This is a genomic window from Cupriavidus sp. 22TCCZM01-5 (assembly GCF_057798915.1).
Map to the genome: position 1 here is coordinate 236,529 of NZ_JBYOJR010000002.1, position 24,383 is coordinate 260,911.

Annotated in this window: 21 protein-coding genes and 1 tRNA gene; 4 read left to right on the top strand and 18 right to left on the bottom strand. The window is 64.4% G+C overall.

Going from position 1 to position 24,383, the window contains the following annotated elements:
* Window positions 1-4: 4 nt before the first annotated feature.
* The gene (rnr, locus tag AC3FNH_RS03185; protein WP_276100111.1) at window positions 5-2,593 is read right to left on the bottom strand and encodes a ribonuclease R; all 2,589 of its coding nucleotides are present in this window, start codon (window positions 2,591-2,593) and stop codon (window positions 5-7) included.
* 70 nt (window positions 2,594-2,663) lie between these two features.
* On the opposite strand from rnr, the gene AC3FNH_RS03190 reads away from it, so the two are divergent.
* The 3 genes from AC3FNH_RS03190 (at window position 2,664) to AC3FNH_RS03200 (ending at window position 4,217) form a co-directional block, all read left to right on the top strand.
* Window positions 2,664-2,750: transfer RNA gene (locus AC3FNH_RS03190), tRNA-Leu, on the top strand.
* Window positions 2,751-3,074: 324 nt separating this feature from the next.
* Complete coding sequence (locus tag AC3FNH_RS03195; protein WP_276100110.1) at window positions 3,075-3,509, top strand: Rrf2 family transcriptional regulator; 435 nt, start codon at window positions 3,075-3,077, stop codon at window positions 3,507-3,509.
* A gap of 96 nt (window positions 3,510-3,605) precedes the next feature.
* On the top strand, window positions 3,606-4,217 hold the full coding sequence (locus tag AC3FNH_RS03200) for an NAD(P)-dependent oxidoreductase (protein ID WP_488719047.1): 612 nt from the start codon (window positions 3,606-3,608) through the stop codon (window positions 4,215-4,217).
* A gap of 50 nt (window positions 4,218-4,267) precedes the next feature.
* Here the strand turns inward: AC3FNH_RS03200 and AC3FNH_RS03205 are convergent, their stop codons facing one another.
* The 16 genes from AC3FNH_RS03205 to ndk all read right to left on the bottom strand — a co-directional run bounded on the left by AC3FNH_RS03205 (window position 4,268) and on the right by ndk (window position 21,742).
* A complete protein-coding gene (locus tag AC3FNH_RS03205; protein ID WP_276100108.1) occupies window positions 4,268-4,831 on the bottom strand; it encodes a phosphoribosyltransferase in 564 nt (187 codons plus the stop codon).
* A 124-nt stretch (window positions 4,832-4,955) separates the two neighbouring features.
* Window positions 4,956-6,296, bottom strand: coding sequence for an adenylosuccinate synthase (locus tag AC3FNH_RS03210; protein ID WP_488719048.1), 1,341 nt, complete (start codon window positions 6,294-6,296; stop codon window positions 4,956-4,958).
* Window positions 6,297-6,382: 86 nt separating this feature from the next.
* Window positions 6,383-7,534, bottom strand: a complete 1,152-nt coding sequence (locus AC3FNH_RS03215; protein WP_488719049.1) for an ATP phosphoribosyltransferase regulatory subunit — start codon at window positions 7,532-7,534, stop codon at window positions 6,383-6,385.
* 171 nt (window positions 7,535-7,705) lie between these two features.
* Window positions 7,706-8,617, bottom strand: coding sequence for a protease modulator HflC (gene hflC, locus AC3FNH_RS03220; RefSeq protein WP_488719050.1), 912 nt, complete (start codon window positions 8,615-8,617; stop codon window positions 7,706-7,708).
* 10 nt (window positions 8,618-8,627) lie between these two features.
* Window positions 8,628-10,007 (bottom strand): FtsH protease activity modulator HflK, encoded by a 1,380-nt coding sequence (gene hflK, locus AC3FNH_RS03225; RefSeq protein ID WP_488719051.1) that lies wholly within the window; start codon window positions 10,005-10,007, stop codon window positions 8,628-8,630.
* 104 nt (window positions 10,008-10,111) lie between these two features.
* Window positions 10,112-11,347, bottom strand: coding sequence for a GTPase HflX (gene hflX, locus AC3FNH_RS03230; protein WP_488719052.1), 1,236 nt, complete (start codon window positions 11,345-11,347; stop codon window positions 10,112-10,114).
* A gap of 250 nt (window positions 11,348-11,597) precedes the next feature.
* A complete protein-coding gene (hfq, locus tag AC3FNH_RS03235; protein WP_061959142.1) occupies window positions 11,598-11,837 on the bottom strand; it encodes an RNA chaperone Hfq in 240 nt (79 codons plus the stop codon).
* 210 nt (window positions 11,838-12,047) lie between these two features.
* Complete coding sequence (der, locus tag AC3FNH_RS03240) at window positions 12,048-13,391, bottom strand: ribosome biogenesis GTPase Der (protein WP_276100101.1); 1,344 nt, start codon at window positions 13,389-13,391, stop codon at window positions 12,048-12,050.
* A gap of 224 nt (window positions 13,392-13,615) precedes the next feature.
* Window positions 13,616-14,794, bottom strand: a complete 1,179-nt coding sequence (bamB, locus tag AC3FNH_RS03245) for an outer membrane protein assembly factor BamB (RefSeq protein ID WP_488719053.1) — start codon at window positions 14,792-14,794, stop codon at window positions 13,616-13,618.
* 58 nt (window positions 14,795-14,852) lie between these two features.
* Window positions 14,853-15,485 (bottom strand): tetratricopeptide repeat protein, encoded by a 633-nt coding sequence (locus tag AC3FNH_RS03250; RefSeq protein WP_276100100.1) that lies wholly within the window; start codon window positions 15,483-15,485, stop codon window positions 14,853-14,855.
* A 102-nt stretch (window positions 15,486-15,587) separates the two neighbouring features.
* A complete protein-coding gene (gene hisS / locus AC3FNH_RS03255; RefSeq protein ID WP_276100099.1) occupies window positions 15,588-16,958 on the bottom strand; it encodes a histidine--tRNA ligase in 1,371 nt (456 codons plus the stop codon).
* A gap of 40 nt (window positions 16,959-16,998) precedes the next feature.
* Window positions 16,999-18,291 carry a flavodoxin-dependent (E)-4-hydroxy-3-methylbut-2-enyl-diphosphate synthase gene (gene ispG / locus AC3FNH_RS03260; protein WP_276100098.1) on the bottom strand — a complete coding sequence of 431 codons (1,293 nt, stop codon included), beginning with the start codon at window positions 18,289-18,291 and terminating at the stop codon, window positions 16,999-17,001.
* Window positions 18,292-18,332: 41 nt separating this feature from the next.
* Window positions 18,333-19,340, bottom strand: a complete 1,008-nt coding sequence (locus AC3FNH_RS03265; RefSeq protein WP_276100097.1) for a RodZ domain-containing protein — start codon at window positions 19,338-19,340, stop codon at window positions 18,333-18,335.
* Window positions 19,333-20,112, bottom strand: a complete 780-nt coding sequence (gene pilW / locus AC3FNH_RS03270; RefSeq protein ID WP_276100096.1) for a type IV pilus biogenesis/stability protein PilW — start codon at window positions 20,110-20,112, stop codon at window positions 19,333-19,335. Before pilW ends, AC3FNH_RS03265 begins: the two co-directional genes overlap by 8 nt.
* Window positions 20,109-21,263, bottom strand: coding sequence for a dual-specificity RNA methyltransferase RlmN (gene rlmN, locus AC3FNH_RS03275; RefSeq protein WP_276100095.1), 1,155 nt, complete (start codon window positions 21,261-21,263; stop codon window positions 20,109-20,111). The genes pilW and rlmN overlap by 4 nt, the downstream gene beginning before the upstream one ends.
* Before the next feature lie 53 nt (window positions 21,264-21,316).
* Window positions 21,317-21,742 carry a nucleoside-diphosphate kinase gene (ndk, locus tag AC3FNH_RS03280; protein WP_276100094.1) on the bottom strand — a complete coding sequence of 142 codons (426 nt, stop codon included), beginning with the start codon at window positions 21,740-21,742 and terminating at the stop codon, window positions 21,317-21,319.
* 345 nt (window positions 21,743-22,087) lie between these two features.
* On the opposite strand from ndk, the gene AC3FNH_RS03285 reads away from it, so the two are divergent.
* Window positions 22,088-22,789 carry a Bax inhibitor-1/YccA family protein gene (locus tag AC3FNH_RS03285; protein ID WP_488719054.1) on the top strand — a complete coding sequence of 234 codons (702 nt, stop codon included), beginning with the start codon at window positions 22,088-22,090 and terminating at the stop codon, window positions 22,787-22,789.
* Between the two features lie 81 nt (window positions 22,790-22,870).
* On the opposite strand, the gene rlmD is transcribed toward AC3FNH_RS03285, so the two are convergent.
* Window positions 22,871-24,175: a 23S rRNA (uracil(1939)-C(5))-methyltransferase RlmD gene (rlmD, locus tag AC3FNH_RS03290; RefSeq protein ID WP_488719055.1), complete on the bottom strand. Its 1,305-nt coding sequence runs from the start codon at window positions 24,173-24,175 to the stop codon at window positions 22,871-22,873.
* Window positions 24,176-24,383: the final 208 nt, after the last annotated feature.

A 24,383-nucleotide genomic window follows, 5' to 3' on the forward strand; every position in this document is an offset into this window, starting at 1 on the left:
CGGCCTAGCGCTTGCGCGGAGGGCGCGATGTCTTGCCCGCGGTCTTGGCCGCGCGCGTCTTCGACGCCGTCTTGCGTGGCTTGTCCAGATGGCTCGGCTTGGGCTTGGCAGCGCGCTTGGCCGGCTTGCCGCCAGTCTTGACGTGCGGCCGCAGCGGCGTGATCACCGCCTCGAACACCGGTTGCTCTTCGATCACGCGATCCAGCGTCTCGTCGAACGACTCCTCGGGCTTCGAGGTACCGCCCAGCAGCGCCGCCAGTTGCCGCCCCTTCTTGCGCGCCGGCACCGCATGCGCGGCCGGCACGCGCGGCGGCTCGGCTATACCTGCGCGGGCGCGCAGGGTCTTGGCCGACGGCTCCTGCACCAGGCGGAAGTCGATCTTGCGTGCATCGAGATCCACGCGCGACACCTGCACGCGCACGCGGTCGGTCAGGCGGTAGCGGATGCCGGTACGTTCGCCACGCAGTTCGTTGCGGGCTTCGTCGTACTGGAAGTAATCGCTGCCGAGTTCGGTGACGTGCACCAGGCCTTCCACGTACAGCTCGTCGAGCTGCACGAAGATGCCGAACGACGTCACGGCGCTGACGGTGCCGGCGAAGTCGCTGCCCAGCTTGTCGCGCATGAAGTAGCACTTGAGCCAGGCCTCGACGTCTCGCGAGGCCTCGTCGGCACGGCGCTCGTTGGCTGAGCAGTGCAGGCCCAGCTCGTCCCAGATGGCTTCATTGCGCCGTGCGCGTGCCGCGGTCAGTTCCGCCTTCTGCTCGGCATCCTTGGCCTGCAGGCGCCGCGCCTTGGGCGAAATCGCGGTGTTAAGCTCAGTGCCGTGCGCGAAGGCCGGCTGGTACTTCGTATGCGCCAGCACGGCCTTGATCGCGCGGTGCACGAGCAAGTCCGGATAGCGGCGGATCGGGCTGGTGAAGTGCGCGTAGGCCTCATAGGCCAGGCCGAAGTGACCGATGTTGTCCGGGCTGTAGACCGCCTGCTGCATCGAGCGCAGCAACATGGTCTGCAGCATCGGCGCGTCGGGCCGCGACTTGATCTTGTCCATCACCTCGGCGTAGTCCGACGCCTGCGGCTTGTCGCCACCGCCCAGCGACAGCCCCGAGGTCTTCAGGAATTCGCGCAGGCTCTTCAGCTTTTCTTCGCTCGGACCCGCATGGATGCGGTACAGCGCCGGGTGCTTGAAGCGTTCGAGGAAATCGGCCGCGCAGACGTTGGCCGTCAGCATGCATTCCTCGATCAGGCGGTGCGCGTCGTTGCGCGTGCGCGGCAGGATCTGCTCGATCTTGCCCTGCGCGTTGCAGACGATATACGTCTCGGTGGTATCGAAGTCGATCGCACCGCGCGCGCGCCGTGCCTTGAGCAGGACCTGGAACAGCTCATACAGGTTCTGCAGGTACGGTACGAGTTCAGCGCGCTTGTGTGCCTCCGGACCCTTGGTGTTCGACAGGACCGACCAGACCTCGTTGTAGGTCAGCCGCGCCGCCGAGTGCATGACGGCCGGATAGAACTGGTAGCCCTTCAGCTCGCCCTTGGCGGTAATCACCGCATCGCACACCATGCACAGGCGGTCCACCTGCGGGTTGAGCGAGCACAGGCCATTGGAGAGCTTCTCCGGCAGCATCGGGATCACCCGGCGCGGGAAATACACGGAGGTGGCACGGTCGAGCGCATCGGCATCCAGCGGCATGCCGGGCCGCACGTAGTGCGATACATCGGCAATGGCCACGACCAGGCGCCAGCCCTTGGTGCGGCCGATCTTCACGGGCTCGCAGTAGACGGCATCGTCAAAGTCGCGCGCGTCTTCGCCATCGATCGTGACGAGCGGCACATCGCGCAGGTCGATGCGGTGGTCCAGATCGGCCTGCCGCACTTCATCGGGCAGCGCCGAGGCTTCCTTGGCAGCCGCCTCCGAAAACGCATGGGGCACGCCGTACTTGCGTACGGCGATCTCGATTTCCATGCCGGGATCGTCGATATCGCCCAGCACTTCCACCACGCGCCCGACCGGCTGCACATAGCGGTCCGGATATTCGATCAGCTCGACGCTGACCACCTGCCCCACGCGCGCCTTGCCCTGCGCCTTCGGCGGGATCAGGATGTCCTGGCTGATGCGCTTGTCCTCGGGCGCCACGACCAGCACGCCGCCCTCGCTGAGCAGGCGGCCGATCACGTAGCGGTTGGCCCGCTCGATGATCTCGACGATCTGCCCTTCCGGGCGGCCGCGCCGGTCGTAGCCGACCACGCGCACCTGCGCGCGGTCATTGTGCATGGCCTTCTGCAGCTCGCGTTCCGGCAGGAAGATATCATCCTCGCCGTCGTCGCGAATCAGGAAGCCAAAGCCGTCGCGATGCCCCTGCACCCGGCCGGTAACGAAATTCGGTTGATGGGCCAGTTCATAGCGGCCCTTGCGGTTCAGTTCGATCTGCCCGTCGCGTTCCATCGCGGCCAGGCGTTTCTGGAATCCGTCATGCTCCTTGCGCGTGACGGACAGGGCCTTGGCAATATCGCCGGCCGACTGGGGCGACCCCGATGTTCTCAGTACGCCGAGGATTTCTTCCCGGCTGGGGATCGGATAGTTGTTTTGATTCAATTTTTTCTGAAAACTATTTGACAAAATTTCCGCGCTCTCTATAATGAGCGCTTCGGTTGTTTCGACACCTGCCCAGGTGGCGGAATTGGTAGACGCACTAGGTTCAGGTCCTAGCGGTGGCAACACTGTGGAGGTTCGAGTCCTCTCCTGGGCACCAGATCAGCGAGAAACCCGCAGCGCTTTCAAAGCCTGCGGGTTTTTTGTTTTCCGCCCTCGCCTCGCACATCTGATCCGGCAACTTGCACTCCTCGATTCGCAGTCAGATTCGACTGCATCCCATTTATTGATCTGTGGCAGCCAAACGGGCCGCACTGCCGACGAGTGTATCAGTTTCAGTGGCGATTCCGGCATTCTCCCGCCACCTTTACGACACAAATCGCGACTAGTCACCATGTCGTCGAGTCCTGGCACTGCGATACCCCAGGCGGATTGACAAGCCGCACGATCTGTAACTATCATGGTTTCACATTAGAGTTTCGCCATGAGCACAAGCAGCCGGTTCGCCGTCGCCGTTCATATTCTCACCTTGCTGGCCAGCGCCAGCGAACCGCTGCCGTCCTCGCTGATCGCTGGCAGCGTCGGAACCAACCCGGCGCTGATCCGGCGGCTGATCGGGCAACTGGCCGAAGCCGGCCTGGTCACCAGCACCATGGGCAGCACCGGCGGCTCCGCGCTGGCGCGTCCCGCTGAACGCATCACCTTGCTGGACGTATTCCGCGCCGTCGAAACCACGGCATTGATCGCCCTGCATCAGAGTGCGCCCAACCCGGCCTGCATGGTGGGCAGGGAGATCACCGGCGCCCTGCGGCAGGTGGCCGACCGGGCCCAGTCGGCAATGGACAATGCCCTGGCGGAGATCACCATTGCCGGCATGCTCGCCGATGTCGAACATGCCGCCCAGCGCCGCAAGCGCTGATTTTTTTACCCCGATGTGTAACCAGACTGGTTTCACATCAAGATCCGCCACGCTGGACGTGGCATTCACCCTCCACCCTGACAAACAGGAGCAAGCATGAACATTGCCATCATCGGCGCCACCGGCCGCGTGGGAACCCGCCTGATCGACGAAGCACTGCACCGCGGCCATCGCGTCACCGCACTGGCCCGCACGGCCAGCAAACTGCCTGCTCGTGAAAGCCTGACCAGGCGCGACGTTGACGCGACCGACGGCCAGGCGCTGGCGACCGCACTGGCAGGCCACGATGTAGTCATCAGCACGGCGCGGTTCGAGCAATTGAACGCATCGCAGGTCGTGGGGCCAGTCAAGACAGCCGGCGTGCCGCGACTGCTAGTGGTCGGCGGCGCAGGCAGCCTGTTCGTGGCACCCGGCACGCAACTCGTGGATACGCCTGAATTTCCGGCGGCCTACAAGGGCGAAGCGCTGGCTGGCCGCGACTTTCTCAATGCCTTGCGCGGGGAGCCCGATTTGGACTGGACATTCCTGTCGCCGTCGGCACTGTTCGAGCCCGGCGAGCGCACCGGCAAGTACCGTGTGGGCCAGGATGCCTTGCTGGCGGATGCTGCCGGCAAAAGCCGGATCTCGATGGAAGACTACGCGATCGCCATGCTCGACGAGATCGAGAAGCCGGCGCATCCACGCCAGCGCTTCACGGTCGGCTACTGAAGCCTGACTTGCGCGGCCCCCGGCGGGGCCACCTGTTCGACAACAGCGCTTCAGCCTTGCGCGCCGTCTTCCTGCGCGCGTTTGCCGCGCTTGAGCCAGGCCGACAGGTTGTGCGGGCGCAGCGTGTCGTACTCCTCGAACGGCTGGTGGATCCAGGGGTTCGACGGCAGGAAGGTCACATGATAGTCCGGCTTGACCTTGGAGCATGCCTTGTACCAAAGCACCGCGGAGCGGACTTCCGTCACGGCGGGATAGCGCTCTTTCAGATGCCGTCCCACGCGCTCCAGGGTCACGCCCGAGTCGACCAGATCGTCCACCAGCAGGATCTTGCCGGTGAGCTCGCCGCGCGTCATGGTGATGTACTGCGCGATATCGAGGTCGCCCTGCTGCGTGCCCGCGGCTTCGCGATAGCTGCTGGTAGCCAGGATAGCCAGCGGCACGTCGAAGATGCGCGACATCTGGTCGCCCACGCGCAGGCCACCGCGCGCCAGGCACAGGATCTTGTCGAACTTCCAGCCCGACTCATGCACGTTCAGCGACAGACGCGCGATCAGGCGATGGTACTCATCCCAGGACACCCACAGGTTCTCATCGTCGTTCGTTGGCTGATTCATGATTTACTCGTTTCTTCTTCGGGTCTGTTGACCGATATGGCTCGGCCCGCTTGCGCGGGCCGATTTGTTCTTGCGGGGCCGCCGCGCTTGTGGCGCGCGGCCTTTGCAGTCTGGGTACGCTGGGTCAGGCCAGGTACGGGTGACGGAGCAGGATCGTTTCGTCGCGATCCGGGCCGGTCGAGATCATGTCGATCGGAATGCCGACCACTTCCTCCACGCGCGTGAGGTAGGTGCGCGCGGCTTCCGGCAGCGCGTTCCACGACTTCACGCCGAAAGTCGACTCATTCCAGCCGGGGAATTCTTCGTACACCGGTTCGCAGCGCGCTACGGCATCCGAGCCTCGCGGCAGGATATCCACGGTCTTGCCGTCCAGCGTGTAGCCGACACACAGCTTGATGCTTTCCAGGCCGTCGAGCACGTCGAGCTTGGTCAGGCACAGGCCCGACACACCGTTGATCTGCACCGAGCGCTTGAGCGCGGCGGCATCGAGCCAGCCCGTGCGGCGCGGACGGCCGGTCACCGAGCCGAATTCCTTGCCAACATTGGCCAGGCGCACGCCGACGGGATCCTGGCGAGCGGGATTGTCGTTGTCGTACAGTTCGCTCGGGAACGGACCGGCACCAACGCGCGTGCAGTAGGCCTTGGTGATGCCCAGGATGTAGTTCAGGCGGCCCGGACCCACGCCGGCACCCGCAGCAGCCGCACCGGCCACGCAGTTGCTCGAGGTTACGAACGGATACGTGCCGTGGTCCACGTCGAGCAGCGTGCCTTGCGCGCCTTCGAACATCAGGTTGCCACCGGCAGCGTTGACCGCGTAGAGCTCGGCCGACACGTCCGCGACCATCGGTGCCAGGCGCGGCGCAAAGGCCAGCGCCTCATCCAGGGTCTGCTGGTAGTCCACGGCTTCGGCGCCGAGGTACTGCGTCAGCATGAAGTTGTGGAAGTCCAGGTTCTCGCGCAGGCGCTCGGCGAACTGCTTCGGATCGAACAGGTCCTGCACGCGCAGCGCGCGGCGGGCGACCTTGTCTTCGTACGCGGGCCCGATGCCGCGACCGGTCGTGCCAATCTTGGCCGCGCCGCGGCGCGCTTCGCGCGCCTTGTCGATAGCCACGTGGTACGGCAGGATCAGGGTTGCGGCCTCGGAAATGCGCAGGCGCTTCTGCACTTCGAGGCCAGCCGATTCGAGTTCTTCGATTTCACGGAACAGGGCTTCAGGCGACAGCACCACACCGTTGCCGATGTAGCAGACCGTGCCTTCGCGCATGATTCCCGATGGGATCAGCCGCAGGATGGTCTTCTTGCCGCCGATGATCAGGGTGTGGCCAGCGTTGTGGCCGCCCTGGAACCGCACCACGCCCTTTGCATGGTCGGTAAGCCAATCGACGATTTTTCCCTTGCCTTCGTCACCCCACTGGGTTCCGATCACGACGACATTGCGTCCCTGGCCTACTGCGGATGCGGACATATTGCTTTGGTCAATAGGTTAAAAACGTATTCTACTCTCGTTGCCGGTCGATTCCTGCTTTTTGGGCAAATGACCGGCATCATGATTCAGCGCGGCACAACAACCCAGCCGGCTTCCTGGCGCACGAGCTGGCGGTCGCAACTGAATTCATCGAGTTCATTGGTATGCCCGGGCAGCGACTGGATCACGATTTCGCCCGCTGCCCGCAGCGCCACGATGGCGGTACGAAGGGCAGGATCCGCGTCCCAGGGCGCGAAAACGGCCTGGGCGCGCACTTCTATCGGTGACAGTGCGGCCACTTCGCGCAGATCCAGCGAGAATCCGGTAGCCGGGCGTGCGCGACCAAAGGCCTCGCCAACCTTGTCATACCGGCCCCCGCGCGCCACATAGTTCGGCAGCCCCGCCACATACGCCGCAAACATCACACCGCTGTGATAGTGGTAGCCGCGCAAGTCGGACAGGTCGATGTTGACACTCGCGCCGCGTACCTGCGTCGCCAATGCCGCCAGTTCGTCCAGGGCGCGCCCGATTGCCGGGCTGTCGGGCAGCGTGGCGCGGGCACGATCCAGGACCTCCACCCCGCCATACAGCGTCGGCAGTGCCAGCAGTGCGTCCCGCTCGGTCTGAGGCAGGCCTTGCGTGATCTCGCGCAGTCCCGAGACGTCCTTGGTTTCCAGCGCTGCGAACAGCGCATCTTCGATCCGGCGGATCGATGGCAGGCCATCCAGCAGCGCCTCGAGGATACCGGCATGGCACAGGTCGATGCGGATATCCGACAGGCCCGCAGCCTGCAACGCGGCAAGCATCAGTTCCTGGATCTCGACATCAGCCTCCAGGCCGGCATGGCCGTAAATCTCGGCACCCACCTGGATCGGCTCGCGCGTGGCATGGAACCCGGCCGGACGCGCGTGCAGGACGTTCCCCGCATAGCACAGGCGGGTCACGCCAGGGCGGTTCAGCAGGTGCGCATCGATGCGCGCCACCTGCGGCGTGATATCGGCGCGCAGGCCCATCGTGCGGCCAGACAGCTGATCCACCAGCTTGAGCGTGCGCAGATCCAGGTCGTGCCCGGTTCCCGTCAGCAGCGACTCAAGGTATTCCAGCATCGGCGGCATGACCAGCTCATAGCCGTAGGTACGGAACAGGTCCAGCATGCGGCGGCGCAATTCCTCGATCTTGCGGGCCTCCGACGGCAAGACGTCGGCGATGTTTTCTGGCAGCAGCCAATGGTTGGACATGATGAATCTCTTCTCTGTATGACACGTTTGCACGCAGGTCCCAACCTGCACACCTGGCGAATCCAATGCGGCCCTGCGCGTCCGCGCCGTCACTTCGGGCGCCGAGCCCCAGCCGGACAAAACCCCGGCAAGCCGGGGTTTTGTCACCTCGCCACAAACTCAGCACTTTCGCTAGCGTCGTCCTCCGGACGCACTACTCGCCGCAGGGGTCGCAGCACCACCGCTGGAGCGCATGAAGCGGAAGAAGTCCGAATTCGGCTCCAGCACCATGATGTCGCGCTTGTCGCGGAAGGTATTGCGATAAGCCTCCATGCTGCGCCAGAACTGCGCGAACTGCGGATCCTTGCCAAAGGCGTCAGCATAGGTCTGCGACGACTTGGCATCGCCTTCACCCTTGATCACCTGCGCATCGCGATAGGCCTCGGCCAGTACTACCTCGCGCTGGCGATCGGCATCCGCGCGGATCTTCTCGCCTTCAGCGGCGCCGGTCGAGCGCAGCTCGTTGGCCACGCGCTTGCGCTCGGCTTCCATGCGGCGGTACACCGACTCACTGATGGCCGGCAGCAGGTCCACGCGCTTGAGGCGCACATCGAGGATCTCGACGCCGACCGACTGCGCGTACTCCGACATGCCGGCGCGGATATTCTGCATGACCTTCTCACGCTCGCCGGCAACCACGTCAGCCACGGTGCGCTTGCCGAACTCCTCGCGCGCCACCGCGTCGATACGCTGGGTCATGCGATCCTGGGCACTGCGCACATTGCCGCCGAAGGCAACGTAGAACTTGCGGGGATCCGTGATCCGCCATTTGACGAACCAGTCCACCACCATGCTCTTCTTTTCCGCAGTCAGGAAACGTTCGCTGGCAGCGACGTCAATGGTCTGCAGGCGGCGGTCCATGAACACCACGTTCTGCAGCGGCGGCGGCAGCTTGAAGTGCAGGCCGGGCTCGCGCACGATCTGCTTGATCTCGCCAAAGGCGAACACCACGGCGTACTGGCGCTGGTCTACGACGAACATCATCGAAGACGCCACGGCCAGCAGGATGAAAGCGCCAATCGCAAAGGAAATCAGTCGGTTCATGACGGTCTCCTCAGCGCGAATCGCGGTCACGGTTGCGCAGGGATTCGCGCGACCGGATATCGGCCGATGAATCCGGCGCCGGCGCCGGCGCTTGCGCGCCGGCGCCGCTGGCCGGCTGCGAAGGCGTCTGCGCACCACTACGGCCATCACCCTGGGCCTGTGCCATCAGCTTGTCGAGCGGGAGATACAGAAGGTTGCTGCCCTGGCGCGCATCCACGAGCACCTTGGTCGAATTGGCGTAGATCTGCTGCATGGTCTCGATATAGATGCGGTCGCGCGTCACCTGGGGTGCCTTGGCGTATTCGCCCTGCACCGAACGGAACCGCGAAGCATCGCCTTCAGCCTGGGCCACAACGCGCGCGCGGTAGGCCTCCGCCTCTTCCTTCAGCCGCGCCGCCGTACCCTTGGCGCGCGGAATCACGTCATTGGCATAGGCCTGGCCTTCACTGATCGCGCGCTCGCGATCCTGGCTGGCCTTGTTCACGTCGTCGAACGCGGCCTGCACCTGCTCGGGCGGCTGCACGCTCTGCACGTTGACCGAGATCACGCGGATACCGGTCTTGTATGCGGTCAGGATCGACTGGATCGACTTGGCCAGCCCCTGCGCGATCTGCTCGCGGTTCTCGTACAGCACCGCGTCCATCTTGTTGCGGCCGACGATTTCACGCACCGATGTTTCGGCAGCCTGCGTCACGAGTTCTTCATCGCCACCGCGATCGGTCTTGTTGAAGAACAGGAATTCGCTGGCATCCTGGATGTCGTACTGGACCGTGAAGCGGACGTCGATGATGTTCTCGTCCTGCGTCAGCATCGACGAGTCCTTCAGGTTGCTGTCCTTGATGGAGGTGGAGCGCCCCACTTCCACCGATCGCACGGCCGACAGGTTGACCACCTCGGCCGACTGGATCGGCCAGGGCAGGCGCCAGTTGATGCCGGGGCCCGTCGAGTACTTGAACTTGCCAAATTGCAGGATCACCGCGGTCTGGCCTTCCTGCACCATGAAGAAACCGCTGGCCAGCCAGATGCCGACCACGGCGGCCACCACCACGCCGACCCCTACGCCTGAGCCCTTGCCGGGCATGCGCGGGCCGCCGAAGCCCTGACCGCCATTACCGTTCTCCTTGCGCCCGAGCAATCCGTTCAGACGCCGGTTGAAGTCGCGCCAGAGTTCGTCGAGATCCGGCGGTCCGTCCTGCGGGCGCTGGTTCTGCTGACGGTTCCCGTCCCGGTCGTTCGCACGGCCGTCCTTGTCATCCTCATCCTGGCCGTCGTGCCCCCAGCGGGGATCGTTCAGCGAGAAGATTGCGCGCAGGCGCTGCCATCCCGCACGCAGCGGAAATCGGCCGCCCGGGGTCAGGCTCGATTCAGGATTCCGGGAGAACTGGGGCATGAAGTGCACGGGTCCGGGAAGTTTGTAACAGGGGGATTCTAGCAGTCATCTGCGCCACTTTTGGCCAAATCGCGCAATCCGGCCGCGAAGCTCGCCGAAAAGGATCAGGACGAGACGCGATCCTCCGGATCGTGCCCCTCATCCCAGTCGAATCCGTCGCCGTCCGCGCGCGGGCCCTGCTCCGACAAGCGCGGATCGAACGGCGCAGCTTCAGGTGGCAGGCTTGCCAACCACTGCGCGACTTCAACGATCGACTGCCGCAGCGCGTCCAGGCCTACGCCCTCGCGGGCGCTGAGGAACACCCGCGTCGGCACGCCGTTTTCGTCGCGCTCGACACGAGCGCCCTGCTCCTGCAACTCCGGCGCGGCATCGATCTTGTTCATCACGACGATCTGCGGAATGCCGGAGGCTTCGATTTCGGCCAGCACCCGGTTGACCTGCTCGATCTGCTCGTGACGCACCGGACTCGATGCGTCGACGACATGCAGCAGCAGGTCGGCATGCACGGTTTCGTCGAGCGTCGCACGGAACGCCTCGACCAGCTGGGTAGGCAGGTCGCGGATGAAACCGACCGTATCCGACAACACGACATTGCCGAGCCCGTCCAGGAACATCCGCCGGGACGTGGTATCCAGCGTCGCGAAAAGCTGGTCGGCCGCATAGGCCCCGGCCTTGGTCAACGCGTTGAACAGCGTCGACTTGCCCGCGTTGGTGTAGCCGACCAGCGAAATGCTTAAGGTTTCATTGCGCGCGCGGGCACGCCGCTGCGTGCTGTGCTGCCGCTGCAGCCGGGCAAGATCGGACTTCAGCCGCTTGGCCCGGGTATCGAGCATACGACGGTCCAGTTCCAGCTGGCGCTCGCCCGGGCCGCCCCGCATGCCGATCCCGCCCTTCTGCCGCTCCAGGTGGCTCCACGCACGGACCAGCCGCGACGCTTGGTACTGGACCTGCGCCAGCTCCACCTGCACCTTGCCGACATGGCTCTGCGCGCGCTGGGCGAAGATATCCAGGATCAGGCCGGTACGGTCGATCACATGGCGCAGCAGAAAGCGCTCCAGGTTACGTTGCTGTGCCGGGCTCAAGGCATGGTTGAACACCACGATATCGGCATCCAGCGCATCGGCTGCCTCCTTCAACTCCTCGGCCTTGCCCGAACCGATGAACAGCGCCGGATCCGGCCGCGAGCGCTTGCCGGTCAGCGTATGCACCGGCAAGGAGCCTGCCGTGGTAGTCAACAGGGCAAGCTCGCTCAGGCTTTCCTGAAAGTCATGCTTGCCGAAATCCACGCCGACGAGAATGGCACGCGACGGTTCGGTGTTGGAGGTAGCTCTGGGATCCAAGCGGGGGGCGCTACGCGCGAAGTAAAACGGTTTCGGGAAGACGACCGGAACTGGCCGGATTCAGGGACGGGAGCGGGCCAGAGGCACGCGCTCCCTTGCGCGATTGAGGCAGCGGCGTGGCTGGCAGCCAGTCCGGTTCACCGCAATCCGGCCGCAGGCGCGAACCGGAAGCTGGCACCGCGGCAATGCCGGGAGGCGTGTGCCCGAGGCCAGCAAGCAAGGGCCGCAAGCAGTTGCGGCCTCGGGAAGATCAGGCCTCGGTGGAATCATCCACGCGGAAATTGACCGCGCGAGCCGGGACGACGGTGGAAATTGCATGCTTGTAGACCATCTGCGTCACGGTGTTACGCAGCAGCACGACATACTGGTCAAACGATTCGATGTTGCCTTGCAGCTTGATGCCATTGACGAGATAGATGGAAACCGGCACGTGCTCTTTGCGCAGCGCGTTCAGGAACGGGTCTTGTAGCAGTTGCCCTTTGTTACTCATGGCACACTCCAAATTTATAGGTTTAGTGGTGAATAATGGGGACGAAAGTCCCCGGTTCAAGTCAATCGGCGCAAGCTCGCGCCAGAAAAAAGATCAAAAACGGTACCAAAGCGGCGTCAGCGCGCAGAGAACCCCCTGCTAACGCAAATTTAGCCGCAGTTCCAAACGAACGCAAACGAAAACTTGCCTCGCCATGCACCCGCCGGGAACTCAGTCTTTCGAGTCCGCATACGGGTTTTTGTTCGTGCGAAATTCAATGCGAAGAGGGGTGCCCTTCAACTTGAATGCCGCCCGGTAGCGGTTCTCCAGGTAGCGCCGATAGGTCTCGGAAACACTCGACAAGGCGTTGCCGTGGATCACGATGATCGGCGGGTTGGAACCACCCTGGTGCGCGTAGCGCAGCTTCGGCCGCGATACGCCGGCGCGCTTCGGCTGCTGGAACTCCACCGCTTCCTGCAGCACCCGCGTGAGCTGCGGCGTGGGCAGTTTCACCATGGCCGCGGCAAACGCGTCGTCGACCGAACGCATCAGCGCGCCAATGCCTGTGCGTTCCCGCGCAGACACGAAGTGGAAATTGGCGAAGCTCAGGAATTGCAGCTTGCGCTCGAGGTCGTGCTTGATCCGGTCGCGGGTATGGCCGTCCAGGCCATCCCACTTGTTGACGCCGACCACGAGAGCCCGGCCCGACTCGACGATAAAGCCCGCAATATGGGCATCCTGGTCGGAGATATCCTGCTGCGCGTCGAGCAGCAGAATCACGACATTGGCGTCGGCGATCGATTGCAGCGTCTTGACCACCGAGAACTTCTCGATCGCTTCGAACACCTTGCCCCGACGCCGCAGACCCGCCGTGTCGATCAGCGTGTAGGGCTTGCCGCCGCGCTCGAACTCCACGTAGATGGCGTCGCGCGTGGTGCCGGGCATGTCGAACGCGATCACGCGCTCCTCGCCGATCAGCGTATTGACCAGCGTCGACTTGCCCACGTTCGGACGGCCGACAATGGCGATCTTCACGCCCTTGCCGCTGTCGCCTTCTTCCTCGGCCAGCTCCGGACGCTCCTGCACGGCCAGTTCCAGCGCTTCGTCCACGAGCTCGCGAACGCCATCGCCGTGCGCAGCCGAAATCGCGTACGGATCGCCCATGCCGAGCTCGTAGAAATCGGCAGCGACCGAGGTGTACTTCATGCCCTCGGCCTTGTTGACGGCCAGCATCACGCGCCGGCCGGTCTTGCGCAGATAGTCCGCAATGGCGCGGTCCTGCGGCGCCAGGCCCAGCCTGCCGTCGACGATGAAGATGACCACGTCCGCCTCGACGACGGCCTGCTTGGTCTGCTTGGCCATCTCGGCGACGATGCCCTCCTTGACCACCGGCTCGAAGCCGCCGGTATCGATGGCAATGAACGGACGATCACCGATACGCCCTTCGCCGTAGTGGCGGTCGCGCGTGAGGCCTGGCAGGTCGGCGACAAGCGCGTCGCGCGACCGGGTCATGCGGTTGAATAGTGTCGACTTCCCGACGTTCGGGCGGCCGACCAGTGCAATAACTGGTTTCATGCAATAAACGGAAACGGGGGCCGGCACTTGCCGTCCCCTGGAACTCCGGAGTCAGTTGATCCGACGGCGCTTCATGCAAAAAATGCATGGCCAGCCGCTTCTCCTGTCGGGCGGAGCGTGGCATCAGGCCCTGCTCCGCATTTCGCCGCACGACCAAGGATCATGCTACCGGAATTGGCGCCGCCCGTGCCGACAGGTGCACGGACCGCGCTGTCACCACCGGCTCAGCCCGGCACGTAGCCGTAGACGTCGCCGTCGCGGGTCTGGATGACCAGGGTCTGCCCGGCCACCACCGGCGCGGCGCTGATGGCACTGCCATCGGTCTTCATGCGCGCCAGCACGGTGCCATCGTCACGCGAGAGGAAATGTACATAGCCTTCAAAGTCGCCCATCACCACCGAGCGGCCCAGGACCAGCGGGGCGCCAAGGCGGCGATAGCGCAGTTCGTTGTTCTTCCAGCGCTCGTTGCCATTCTGGCGGTCGAACGCGAAGACCACGGACTGTTCGTCGCTGGCATAGATGGCATTGTCATCCTGGGTCAGGCCGGAAGGCGACGAGAAATCCTTGCCCCACTGCGGCTGGCCACTGGCCAGCTCCAGGCAGGCGATCCGGCCCTGGAAGGTCGTGGCGCAAACCTGGCGGCCACTGACCATGGGCTGGCCGGTGACGTCGTTCAGGCGCTCGATCTCCGAAACACCCTTTGGATACGAAACCGCGCTCTCCCAGCGAAGCACGCCGTTGCCTGGCGTCAGGACCCCCAGCTTGCCACCGGGAAAGCCCATCACGATGCCATCACCGGCGAACACCATGCCCATGGCGGCGCGCAGGTTCAGCGGCGTCTGCGAACGCTGGTAGATCCAGCGCCGCTCACCGGTCTGGGCGTCCAGCGCGAGTACCCGGGTATCGGTGGTGCGCACGACCACCAGGCCGTTGCCGACCAGCGGGGCCGACAGGACTTCGCCGTTGACCTGCTTCTTCCAGATCTGCTTGCCGCTGGCATCGAATGCGTAGACCGCGCCCTTCTCCCCCGCCACGGCCGTCACCGAGCCGTCACTGCCCGGGCCAGTCGTGATATCGACGTCGGTCTTGGCCTTCCACAGCGTACGACCGGTGGCTCCATCCAGTGCCATGATCGTGCCATTGTTGGCCGATACGTACACGTTGTTGCCCGCTGCGGCCGGCTGCAGCGCGTATGGCCCGCTCTTGCCGACATCCGCCTTCCAGGCCTGACGCACGGACAGCGTCGCCGACACCGGCTTCAGCTCGGCCGGCGGATGCTTGTTCTCCTTGCTGAACAGCGAGCAACCGCCCAACGCCACAAGGCAGGCGCCGGCGACGAGCGCACGGGCAATCTTGCGGCGGGACTTGCCTTGTTGTTCGGCACCGGAAAGCATTGACGTCATAAGGTTCGGATCCTGAATTGGGTTGTGGCAGATGCCCTTCTCGTACAGCGGCGCAAGCTCAGGCGGTGCCCAGCGCGTCAAGCTTGAACTGGATGATCTGGCGCATCGACTGATCGTCGGCGCTCAGCTTGTCCAGCGCCTTGCGGTAGGCAGCGCGTGCGTCGGCGCGCTTGTCCTGCGCGGCCAGCAGATCGCCCTTGCGGTCGGCATACAGCGCGACGAACGGCGCCGGCGGCTCGTCCTTGAGCAGCGCCAGGCCCTGGTCGTAGGCCTTCTCGTCGAGCAGCACGCCGGCAAGACGCACACGGGCAATCAGCGAGTACTCGCCGTCGCCATGATCGATTGCCCACTGCAACTGTGCCTTGGCGGCCGCCAGATCGCCCGCATCGTACAGCACCTTGGCTGCGACCAGCGCGCTCATCGGACCATAGGCCGTCTTGCCGAACTTGTCTTCAAGGTCGCCAGCGGCGCGCTTGACGCGCTCGGCATCGCGGCCTTCCGCAGCCTTGATCACCTGGTCGTAGAGCACGGCGGCCTCGGAAGCCTGCTTGCGTTCCCAGTACTTCCAGCCATTCCAGGCGGCGAACGCCAGCAAAGCGGCAATCAGGATCCACGTCAGGGCATTGCCGTACTGACGCCACCAGGCCTTCAGGTTTTCAAGCTGTTCCTGCTCTTCCAGATCGTATGCCATGTCGAGGCACTCTCTTGCGTTTGGGTTGGGGTCAAAGGCCGCCTGGGCGGCCTCCGTTTCCTGCTTGGCAGACCTCGCGGGTCGCGGCAGGCAGCGCTACTGTTATTCGCTGGCGCCGACCATCGCGTCGATCAGGTAGTCGACCAGGCCCTCGGCAGGCACTTGCGCCTGCTGGCCGCCGCCTTCGGCCTGCGCGCCCTGGCGAAGTTCCTTCACCTGCATTACGCCGGCAGCGACTTCGTCCTCGCCGATGATCACGGCGTACGCCGCGCCGCTCGCGTCGGCGCGCTTCATCTGCGACTTGAAGCTGCCGCTCTTGCCGTCGGTCGTGGCATGCAGCACTACGTCCAGTCCGGCATCGCGCAGGCGCTCGGCAGCGACCATGGCTTGCTGGGCCGCGGCTTCACCCTGGTGCACGAGGTAGATATCACAGCCCACCGCGTCCGGTACCACGCCTTCCTCGCGGATCAGCTCGATGATGCGCTCGATACCCATGGCCCAGCCGCAGGCCGGCGCCGGCTTGCCGCCCATCTGCGCGATCAGCGGATCATAGCGACCGCCGCCGGCAATGGTGCCCTGCGCGCCAAGCTTGTCCGTGATCCACTCGAACACCGTCAGGTTGTAATAGTCCAGCCCGCGCACCAGGCGCGGATTGATCTTGTACGGAATGTTGTTGGCCTTCAACAGGCGCTGCACGCCCTCGAAGTGGGCCAGCGATTCCTCGCCCAGGAAATCGATCAGCTTGGGCGCGTTGGCCGCCATTTCCTGCAGTGCGGGATTTTTCGTGTCGAGCACGCGCAGTGGATTGGTGTAAAGGCGGCGCTTGCCATCCTCGTCCAGGATCTCCTGGAACCGTTCCAGGTACTTGATCAACTCTTCGCGGTGCGCGGCGCGCTCATGCGCCTGGCCCAGCGAATTGATCTCCAGCCGCACGCCGGTCAGGCCCAGATCATCCCACAGGCGCTGGCACATCAGGATGATCTCGGCATCCACGTCCGGGCCGGCAAAGCCGAGCGCCTCGGCGCCGAGCTGATGGAACTGGCGATAGCGGCCGCGCTGCGGACGCTCGTGGCGGAACATCGGGCCGGTGTACCACAGACGCTTCGGGCCGTCGTACAGCAGGTTGTGCTCGATGGTGGCGCGCACGGCCGCCGCGGTGCCTTCCGGGCGCAGCGTGAGTTGCTCGCCATTGAGCGAATCGGTGAAGGAATACATTTCCTTCTCGACAATATCCGTCACCTCGCCGATGCCACGCACGAACAGCTGGGTATGCTCGACGATCGGCGTGCGGATCTGCTGGTAGCCATAGGCCCGCAGCATGGCGCGCGCGGCGTTCTCGAAATGCTCCCACAGCGGGGCATCCGCGGGCAGCATGTCGTTCATGCCCTTCACGCCCTGCAATGCCTTGGCGGGGCGTGCCTTGTCTTCTGCCTTGGCGCCGCTTTGCGCGGACGGATTCTCGTTTTGCGTCATTCTGTCGTTATCTTGCTGGGGTGGACCGGCCAATGCCGGCTCAGGCCACCGCTTCCTTCTCTGCTCGTGCTGCGCCCGGACCGTAATGCGTGCGAACGTACTCGTCGACGATCGCCTGGAATTCTTCGGCGATGCGCTCGCCGCGCAGCGTCTTCACCTTGACGCCATCCACGAACACCGGCGCCGCCGGCGATTCGCCCGAGCCCGGCAGCGAGATGCCGATATTGGCGTGCTTGCTCTCGCCCGGACCGTTGACGATGCAGCCCATCACGGCCACATCCATCTCCTCGACGCCGGGGTAGGCGGTCTTCCACTGCGGCATCTGTTCGCGCAGATACGCCTGGATGCTGGCCGCCAGCTCCTGGAACACGGTGCTGGTGGTGCGGCCGCAACCCGGGCACGCGATCACCATCGGCGTGAAGTTGCGCATGCCCATGGTCTGCAGGATTTCCTGGCCGACATAGACTTCCTTCTCGCGCGGCGCGCCCGGCTCGGGCGTCAGCGAAATGCGGATGGTATCGCCGATGCCTTCCTGCAGCAGCACCGACAGCGCCGCCGTCGAGGCCACGATGCCCTTGCTGCCCATGCCCGCCTCGGTCAGCCCGAGATGCAGTGCATAGTCGCAGCGGCGCGCCAGTTCGCGGTACACCGCGATCAGTTCCTGCACCTGCGAAACCTTGCACGACAGGATGATCTGGCTGCCCGGCAGGCCGATTTCCTCGGCCTTCTTCGCCGAATCGATCGCCGAGGTGATCAGCGCCTCGATCATCACGCTCTGCGCGGGCCAGGGTTCGGCACGGCCGGCGTTCTCGTCCATGATGCGCGCGAGCAGATCCTGGTCCAGGCTGCCCCAGTTGACGCCGATGCGCACCGGCTTGCTGTACCGGCAGGCCATCTCGATCATCTGCGCGAACTGCGTGTCGCGCTTGGCGCCCTGCCCGACATTGCCGGGGTTGATGCGGTACTTCGACAACGCCTCGGCGCAGGCTGGATGGTCCTGCAGCAGCTTGTGGCCGTTGTAGTGGAAGTCTCCCACCAGCGGCACGTTGACGCCCATGCGGTCGAGCTGCTCGCGGATATGCGGCACGGCCGCAGCCGCCTCGGGCGTGTTGACGGTGATGCGGACAATCTCGGACCCTGCGCGCGCCAGTTCCTTGACCTGGATCGCCGTGCCAATGGCATCGACGGTATCCGTATTGGTCATCGACTGCACCCGCACCGGCGCCCCGCCACCGATGGTGACGATGTTATCGCCCCAGGCGATGCGCGCCTGGCGCGTCGAGCGGCGCGGCAGCGGGCCCGGCAGGACGGGAAGACAAAGCTGTTCGTTCATAGCGTTACCACCTCGCAATGATGCACCGTGCCGGGCCCGCGTCAGGGCAGCGTCAGGCGCGCGACGTTGTTGCGGTTTGCCGCCTTCAAGTCGACCGGCGTGCCGTTGCGGCTCATCGACTCCACACCCTTCACGTTGCCGATGGTCACCTTGTAGGGCGCCGTGCCGCCACCCGCGACTTCCTGGCCGGCCTTGGCGGTGCCGCCCAGGACGACCTTGCCGCTGCGGTCGCGGATCTCGTACCAGGTGTCGGCCGAGAACTTGATCTGCAGTTCACCCTGCGCAGCGGCCGTGGCCGGCGCGGGTGCCGATGCCGGTTCCGCTTTGGCAGTGAGCGCCGCCGGGGCTGCCGCCGCAGCCGGCACGGGCACGGCCACGTCGCTAGCAGCAACCGCCGGCGCGCTGGCAGGCAATGCCTCGGACGGCGCCGGGGAGTCAGCACCGGCCATGACCGGCGGAAGCGCCGCCGTCACGGTGCCAGAGTCGGATGTCTGAGCCGGCTGCTCCCGCACTTCGGCGTGCGTGGCCTCAGCGGCGCTATTGCGCGCTTCCAGCCACTGCTTCATATGGTCGAGCCCGAACCAGCCGCCCGCGGCCACGCCGGCCACCACCAGTGCCAGCCAGACCCAGCGCCCGCCGGCACCCGTGCCCCGGCGGGACCCAAAGCGCCTGCGGTCGTCGAACGTCTCGTTGAGGCCGCTTTCGCGCTGGCGCGCCATCTCCGTGACCTGGACCGGCCGCGGGTGGAACCGCGCGAGCAAGACGTCCACGTCGACGTGCAGCATGCGCGCGTAAGCACGCATCACGCCCTTGGCAAAGGTGATATCGGGAAGCGCATCGACTTGGCCGCCTTCAATTGCAGTCAGCTTCGACGTGGCAACTTTCAGGCGAGCACTCACGTCTTCGATGGACATCCGTTGCGATTCTCGCGCCTGTGCCAGCAGCACGCCGATCTCGCGCGCCACGGCTTCACGCTCAGATTCTGTCGCGCCCCCGCCGACGTGTCCCGTCGATGCGGCCTGGCCTGCGGCGCGCTCTTGCTCACTCATCCCATGCTCCTTGTTCGTAGGCGCTCAGTTCGCGCGAATCGGGGAAACGCTGGCGCAGCTGTGCCACAAGGGCGCCCTGCGTCGCCGCGTCGCCCTGACGGCGCGCAATGCGCGCACCCAGCCAGAGGGATTGCGCGCTTGCAAATTTGCTGTTGTTGACTCGCTCCGCAAATTGCCGAGCCTGCGCGAGGTCGCCACGCCGGTAGTAAACCAGCGCCAGGTTGGTATTGGCGACCGGGTTGTTCCGATCGTAGCCAAGCGCCGCCTTCAGGTTCTTCTCGGCTTCGGCACCAGCACCATTGCGGATCTGGCATGCGCCAAGGCTGATCAGCGGCTTGGCGGGCCCGCCGGCCGAGGGAGCGGACACCGCGCGCTCGAGCATCGGAACCGCCTCGCCATACCGGCCTTCCTGGCACAAGAACCAGCCATAGTTGTTGAGCAGGTCGCCATCATTGCCGCGCATGGAAACCGCGGTGCGGAAGCTGTCGTCGGCCAGCGCCTTCTCGTTCATGGCCATGTAGATCAGCGCGCGCACATGGTACGCGTCGCCCATGCTGGGGTCGGCGGCAATTGCCTGCTTGACCTCGTCGAGCGCAACACTGTTCTGGCCGGCCTCAAGGTAATTGGTGGCCAACTGCAGCCGGATGCCGGCGCGGCGCCGGGCATCGGTCTGGTCGGAAGTGGTCTGGAGGTCCTGCGAGGGCGCTTGCGGCAACTGGCAAGCTGACAACATCAGCAGCCCCAGCAGGGCTGCAGCGATCAGACGGATCATGCAGGGCGAGCCTCCCCAGCTTGGCCAGTCGCGGCAACCGGCACCAAAGGCGTGATCTTGCCGAACTTGCCGCGCTCGGCAAGCCGGGTGCGATCCTTGACTTCCCCGGCCAGCTGGCCGCACGCCGCGTCAATATCATCGCCGCGCGTCTTGCGGATCGTGGTCACGATGCCAGCGTCCATCAACACCTGCGCAAAGCGCCGGATCTGCTCGTTGTTGGAACGCTTGAGACCCGATTCGGGGAAGGGGTTGAACGGGATCAGATTGAACTTGCAAGGCACGTCGGCCACCAGCTTCAACAGCTCCCGCGCATGCTGGACGCCGTCATTGACGCCATCCAGCATGCAGTATTCGAAGGTAATGAAGTCGCGCGGCGCGAATTCCAGGTAACGGCGGCATGCCGCCATCAGATCGGCCAGCGGGTACTTCTTGTTCAGCGGCACGAGCACGTCGCGCAGGGCGTCATTGGACGCGTGCAGCGACACCGCAAGCGCCACCGGCAGGTCTTTCGACAGCCGGTCCATCATCGGCACCACGCCGGAAGTGGACAGCGTCACGCGCCGGCGCGACAGGCCATACGCATTGTCGTCCAGCATCAGCCGCATGGCCGGGACGACCTGGTCGTAATTGAGCAGCGGCTCGCCCATGCCCATCATCACCACATTGGAGATGACGCGGTCATCCTTGGGGCCACGGCCCAGTTGCTCGCGCATGGCGAACTCCGCCATCCACAGCTGGCCGATGATCTCGCCCGTGGTCAGGTTGCGCGAGAAACCCTGCTTGCCGGTCGAACAGAACCGGCAGTTGACGGCGCACCCGGCCTGCGAGGAGACGCACAGCGTGCCGCGCGTTTCCTCGGGGATGTACACCGTCTCCACCGCGTTGCCATTGCCGACATCAAGCAGCCACTTGCGCGTGCCGTCGGCCGACAGGTGGTCGGTGATGACGGCCGGCGAGCGGATCTCGGCCCGCGTGGCGAGCTTTTCGCGCAGCGACTTGGCGAGATCCGACATCGCGTCGAAACGGCTGGCACCGAAATGGTGGATCCAGCGTTGCAGCTGCCGCGCACGAAACGGCTTCTCGCCGAGCTCCCCGCAATAGGCGGTGAGCGCGTCCGCATCCAGGTCGAGCAGGTTGACGAGATTGTTCATGACGGCAAACTCAACTTCCGTTTCAGTCTAGTCTTGTGAAAAAGACCAGACAATCAGCGGCTGTAAACGTTCATGCCCGGGAAGAAGAAGGCAACTTCCACAGCGGCGGTTTCAGCAGCGTCCGAGCCGTGCACGGCGTTGGCGTCGATGCTGTCGGCGAAGTCGGCGCGGATGGTGCCCTTGTCGGCCTTCTTCGGGTCGGTGGCGCCCATCAGCTCACGGTTCTTGGCGATGGCGTTCTCGCCTTCCAGAGCCTGGATCATGACCGGGCCCGAGACCATGAAGTCGACCAGGTCCTTGAAGAACGGGCGCTCTTTGTGGACAGCGTAGAACTGCTCGGCTTCGCCGCGCGACAGGTGCACCATCTTGGCAGCAATGATCTTCAGGCCGGCGGCCTCGAAACGGGCGTAGATCTGGCCGATAACGTTCTTGGCCACGGCATCCGGCTTGATAATCGACAGGGTGCGTTCGATCGCCATGAAAAACTCCGAAAAATGAAGGGGTTACAAATGGATTAAACGTGCGATTCTAGCACGAGACGATGATGGTTTCGAGCGCAGCCCCCCTTGGCCACCAACGCAGCTGCCGAATGCGGCGCCGCGGCATGCTGCATGGCACAGCCTGCACATTTCGACACCACCCATTGCACGGAACGCAATACATGTAAAGACGTCAAACACGAGCAACAAATTCGACCGTGATCGCATTGAAGTGATTCATGCAACACTTTAATCCACTTGCAATTCCGCAAAGGCGATGCCACATTGGCGATGCGTCGGCACCGGGTCGACCCGGCGCCTCACCGTTAAAGAACAGGAGTCACCATGGATAACAAGCTGAACACCTACGGTTTCGGCAATGCGTCGACGGTCAGCGATGTCGTCGTGCGCAACAGGGTCTTGCGCAACACTTACTGGCTGCTGGCCATCTCGATGATTCCCACCGTGATCGGTGCATGGATCGGCGTGGCGACCGGCTTCAGCTTCATGGCAGGCAGCCCCGGCCTGTCGCTGATCCTCTTCCTCGGCATTGCGTTCGCCTTCTTCTACGGCATCGAGAAGACCAAGAACAGCAGCATGGGCGTGGTCCTGCTGCTGGCCTTCACGTTCTTCATGGGACTGATGCTGTCGCGCCTGATCGGCGCGGTGCTGCAGTTCTCGAACGGACCGGCACTGATCATGTATGCCTTTGGCGGCACTGCGGCGGTATTCGGCGCGATGGCCACCATCGCCACGGTCAGCAAGCGTGATTTTTCGGGCCTGAGCAAGTTCCTGTTCGTTGGCGTGATCCTGCTGATCCTGGCAAGCGTCGCCAATATCTGGCTGCAACTGCCGTCGCTGATGATCACGGTGTCGGTCATCGCCATCGGCATTTTCTCGGCCTACATCCTGTTCGATGTGCAGCGCGTGGTGAATGGCGGCGAGACCAATTACATCACCGCAACGCTGGCGATCTACCTCGACGTCTACAACGTGTTCACGAACCTGCTGGCCCTGCTGGGCATTTTTGGCGGCAGCCGGGACTGACGCAGCCACAGGCAAGATGAAAAACGCCGGCCATCTGGCCGGCGTTTTTTTCATTGGGCAGCAATTTCAGCCCACCCCAACCTACCCGCGCTCGAACACGGCAATCGACTCGACGTGCGAGGTATGCGGGAACATGTTCACAACGCCTGCGCCCACCAGCCGGTAGCCGGCCTCGTGCACCAGCAAGCCAGCATCGCGGGCCAGGGTCGAGGGGCTGCACGATACGTAGACGATCCGGCTCGGGAGCACGTCGCTGCCTTGCTGCGCCAGCTCGCCCAGCGCCTTGCACACGGCCAGCGCGCCCTCGCGCGGGGGGTCGACCAGCCAGCGGTCGAAGCGGCCCAGCGCGGCGATGTCCTCGGCCGTGACTTCAAACAGATTGCGGCAAGCGAATTCCGTCTTGTGCGCCAGCCCGTTGTAACCGGCATTGGCCAGCGCCCGGGTCGTCAGGGCTTCGCTGCCTTCGATACCCATGACCGAGCGCCCCTGCGTGGCCAGTGGCAGCGTGAAGTTGCCGATGCCGCAGAACAGGTCGAGCAGCCGGTCTTGCGGCTGGGCGTCCAGCAGACGCAACGCACGGCCGATCAGCACACGGTTGATCTGGTGATTGACCTGCGTGAAGTCCGTCGGCTTGAACGGCATGCGAATGCCGAACTCGGGCAGCGTGTAGGCCAGTTCCCGGTCAAGCGGATAGAACGGCGCAACGGTATCCGGGCCCTTGGGCTGGAGCCAGAACTGGACCTTGTACTGATCCGCAAAGGCGCGCAGCAGGTCCTTGTCCGCATCGGTCAGCGGTTCCAGGATACGCAGCACCAGTGCCGTGACCTCGTGGCCGACCGCAAGTTCGATCTGCGGCATGCGGTCGCGGATCGAAAGACCGCCCACAAGCTCGCGCAAGGGCACCAGCATTGCGGAAATTTGTGGCGGAAGAATCTCACAGCTCGTCATGTCGGCGACATAGCTGCTCTTGCGCTCGTGGAAGCCGACCAGCACCCCGCCTTTCTTGGCCACGTACCGCACCGTCAGGCGCGCACGATAGCGGTAACCCCAATCCGGTCCGGCAATGGGCCTGAACATCACTTCGGGACGAACCTTCGACAAATGCCAGAGGTTGTCTTCGAGCACCCGCTGCTTGATGGCGAGTTGCGCGCGCGAATCCAGGTGTTGCATGGAGCAGCCGCCGCAGACACCGAAGTGCTTGCAGCCTGGCTTGACACGCATCACCGATTCTTGCCTGATTTCCAGCAGGTGGGCCTGCTCATAACTCGGCTTGCGGCGAAAGCTCTTGTAGCTCACGGTTTCGCCGGGCAGCGCGCCCTCGACGAAGATCACCTTGCCGGGCGTGCCGTCTTCATTGACCAGGCGGCCGACACCACGGGCCTCCATGTCAAGGCTGTCGATGACAACGACGGGATCTGCGCCCGACGCGACGGCGGCCGGGGCGACCGGAGCGGCAGATGCCGCACTCGGCGTTGCGGGCGTTTCTAGTGGGGAGGACACGACTTGGGACACCAGACGAAACCTGACATATTGTTTTGCGAAAGCGCGATTGTAGTCCAGAGACGCCGTGCGACGCCTGTGCAACGTCGACGCG

What these genes read in the sequence shown, in the direction of transcription:
- hisS (WP_276100099.1), bottom strand. Translation starts at nt 16,958, where the DNA reads ATGACGCAAAACGAGAATCCGTCCGCGCAAAGCGGCGCCAAGGCAGAA.
- AC3FNH_RS03215 (WP_488719049.1), bottom strand. Translation starts at nt 7,534, where the DNA reads ATGTCCAACCATTGGCTGCTGCCAGAAAACATCGCCGACGTCTTGCCG.
- hflK (WP_488719051.1), bottom strand. Translation starts at nt 10,007, where the DNA reads ATGCCCCAGTTCTCCCGGAATCCTGAATCGAGCCTGACCCCGGGCGGC.
- der (WP_276100101.1), bottom strand. Translation starts at nt 13,391, where the DNA reads ATGAAACCAGTTATTGCACTGGTCGGCCGCCCGAACGTCGGGAAGTCG.
- hfq (WP_061959142.1), bottom strand. Translation starts at nt 11,837, where the DNA reads ATGAGTAACAAAGGGCAACTGCTACAAGACCCGTTCCTGAACGCGCTG.
- AC3FNH_RS03210 (WP_488719048.1), bottom strand. Translation starts at nt 6,296, where the DNA reads ATGTCCGCATCCGCAGTAGGCCAGGGACGCAATGTCGTCGTGATCGGA.
- ndk (WP_276100094.1), bottom strand. Translation starts at nt 21,742, where the DNA reads ATGGCGATCGAACGCACCCTGTCGATTATCAAGCCGGATGCCGTGGCC.
- hflC (WP_488719050.1), bottom strand. Translation starts at nt 8,617, where the DNA reads ATGAACCGACTGATTTCCTTTGCGATTGGCGCTTTCATCCTGCTGGCC.
- ispG (WP_276100098.1), bottom strand. Translation starts at nt 18,291, where the DNA reads ATGAACGAACAGCTTTGTCTTCCCGTCCTGCCGGGCCCGCTGCCGCGC.
- rlmD (WP_488719055.1), bottom strand. Translation starts at nt 24,175, where the DNA reads ATGGAGGCCCGTGGTGTCGGCCGCCTGGTCAATGAAGACGGCACGCCC.
- AC3FNH_RS03250 (WP_276100100.1), bottom strand. Translation starts at nt 15,485, where the DNA reads ATGGCATACGATCTGGAAGAGCAGGAACAGCTTGAAAACCTGAAGGCC.
- AC3FNH_RS03265 (WP_276100097.1), bottom strand. Translation starts at nt 19,340, where the DNA reads ATGAGTGAGCAAGAGCGCGCCGCAGGCCAGGCCGCATCGACGGGACAC.
- AC3FNH_RS03285 (WP_488719054.1), top strand. Translation starts at nt 22,088, where the DNA reads ATGGATAACAAGCTGAACACCTACGGTTTCGGCAATGCGTCGACGGTC.
- rlmN (WP_276100095.1), bottom strand. Translation starts at nt 21,263, where the DNA reads ATGAACAATCTCGTCAACCTGCTCGACCTGGATGCGGACGCGCTCACC.
- AC3FNH_RS03195 (WP_276100110.1), top strand. Translation starts at nt 3,075, where the DNA reads ATGAGCACAAGCAGCCGGTTCGCCGTCGCCGTTCATATTCTCACCTTG.
- AC3FNH_RS03200 (WP_488719047.1), top strand. Translation starts at nt 3,606, where the DNA reads ATGAACATTGCCATCATCGGCGCCACCGGCCGCGTGGGAACCCGCCTG.
- pilW (WP_276100096.1), bottom strand. Translation starts at nt 20,112, where the DNA reads ATGATCCGTCTGATCGCTGCAGCCCTGCTGGGGCTGCTGATGTTGTCA.
- bamB (WP_488719053.1), bottom strand. Translation starts at nt 14,794, where the DNA reads ATGACGTCAATGCTTTCCGGTGCCGAACAACAAGGCAAGTCCCGCCGC.
- AC3FNH_RS03205 (WP_276100108.1), bottom strand. Translation starts at nt 4,831, where the DNA reads ATGAATCAGCCAACGAACGACGATGAGAACCTGTGGGTGTCCTGGGAT.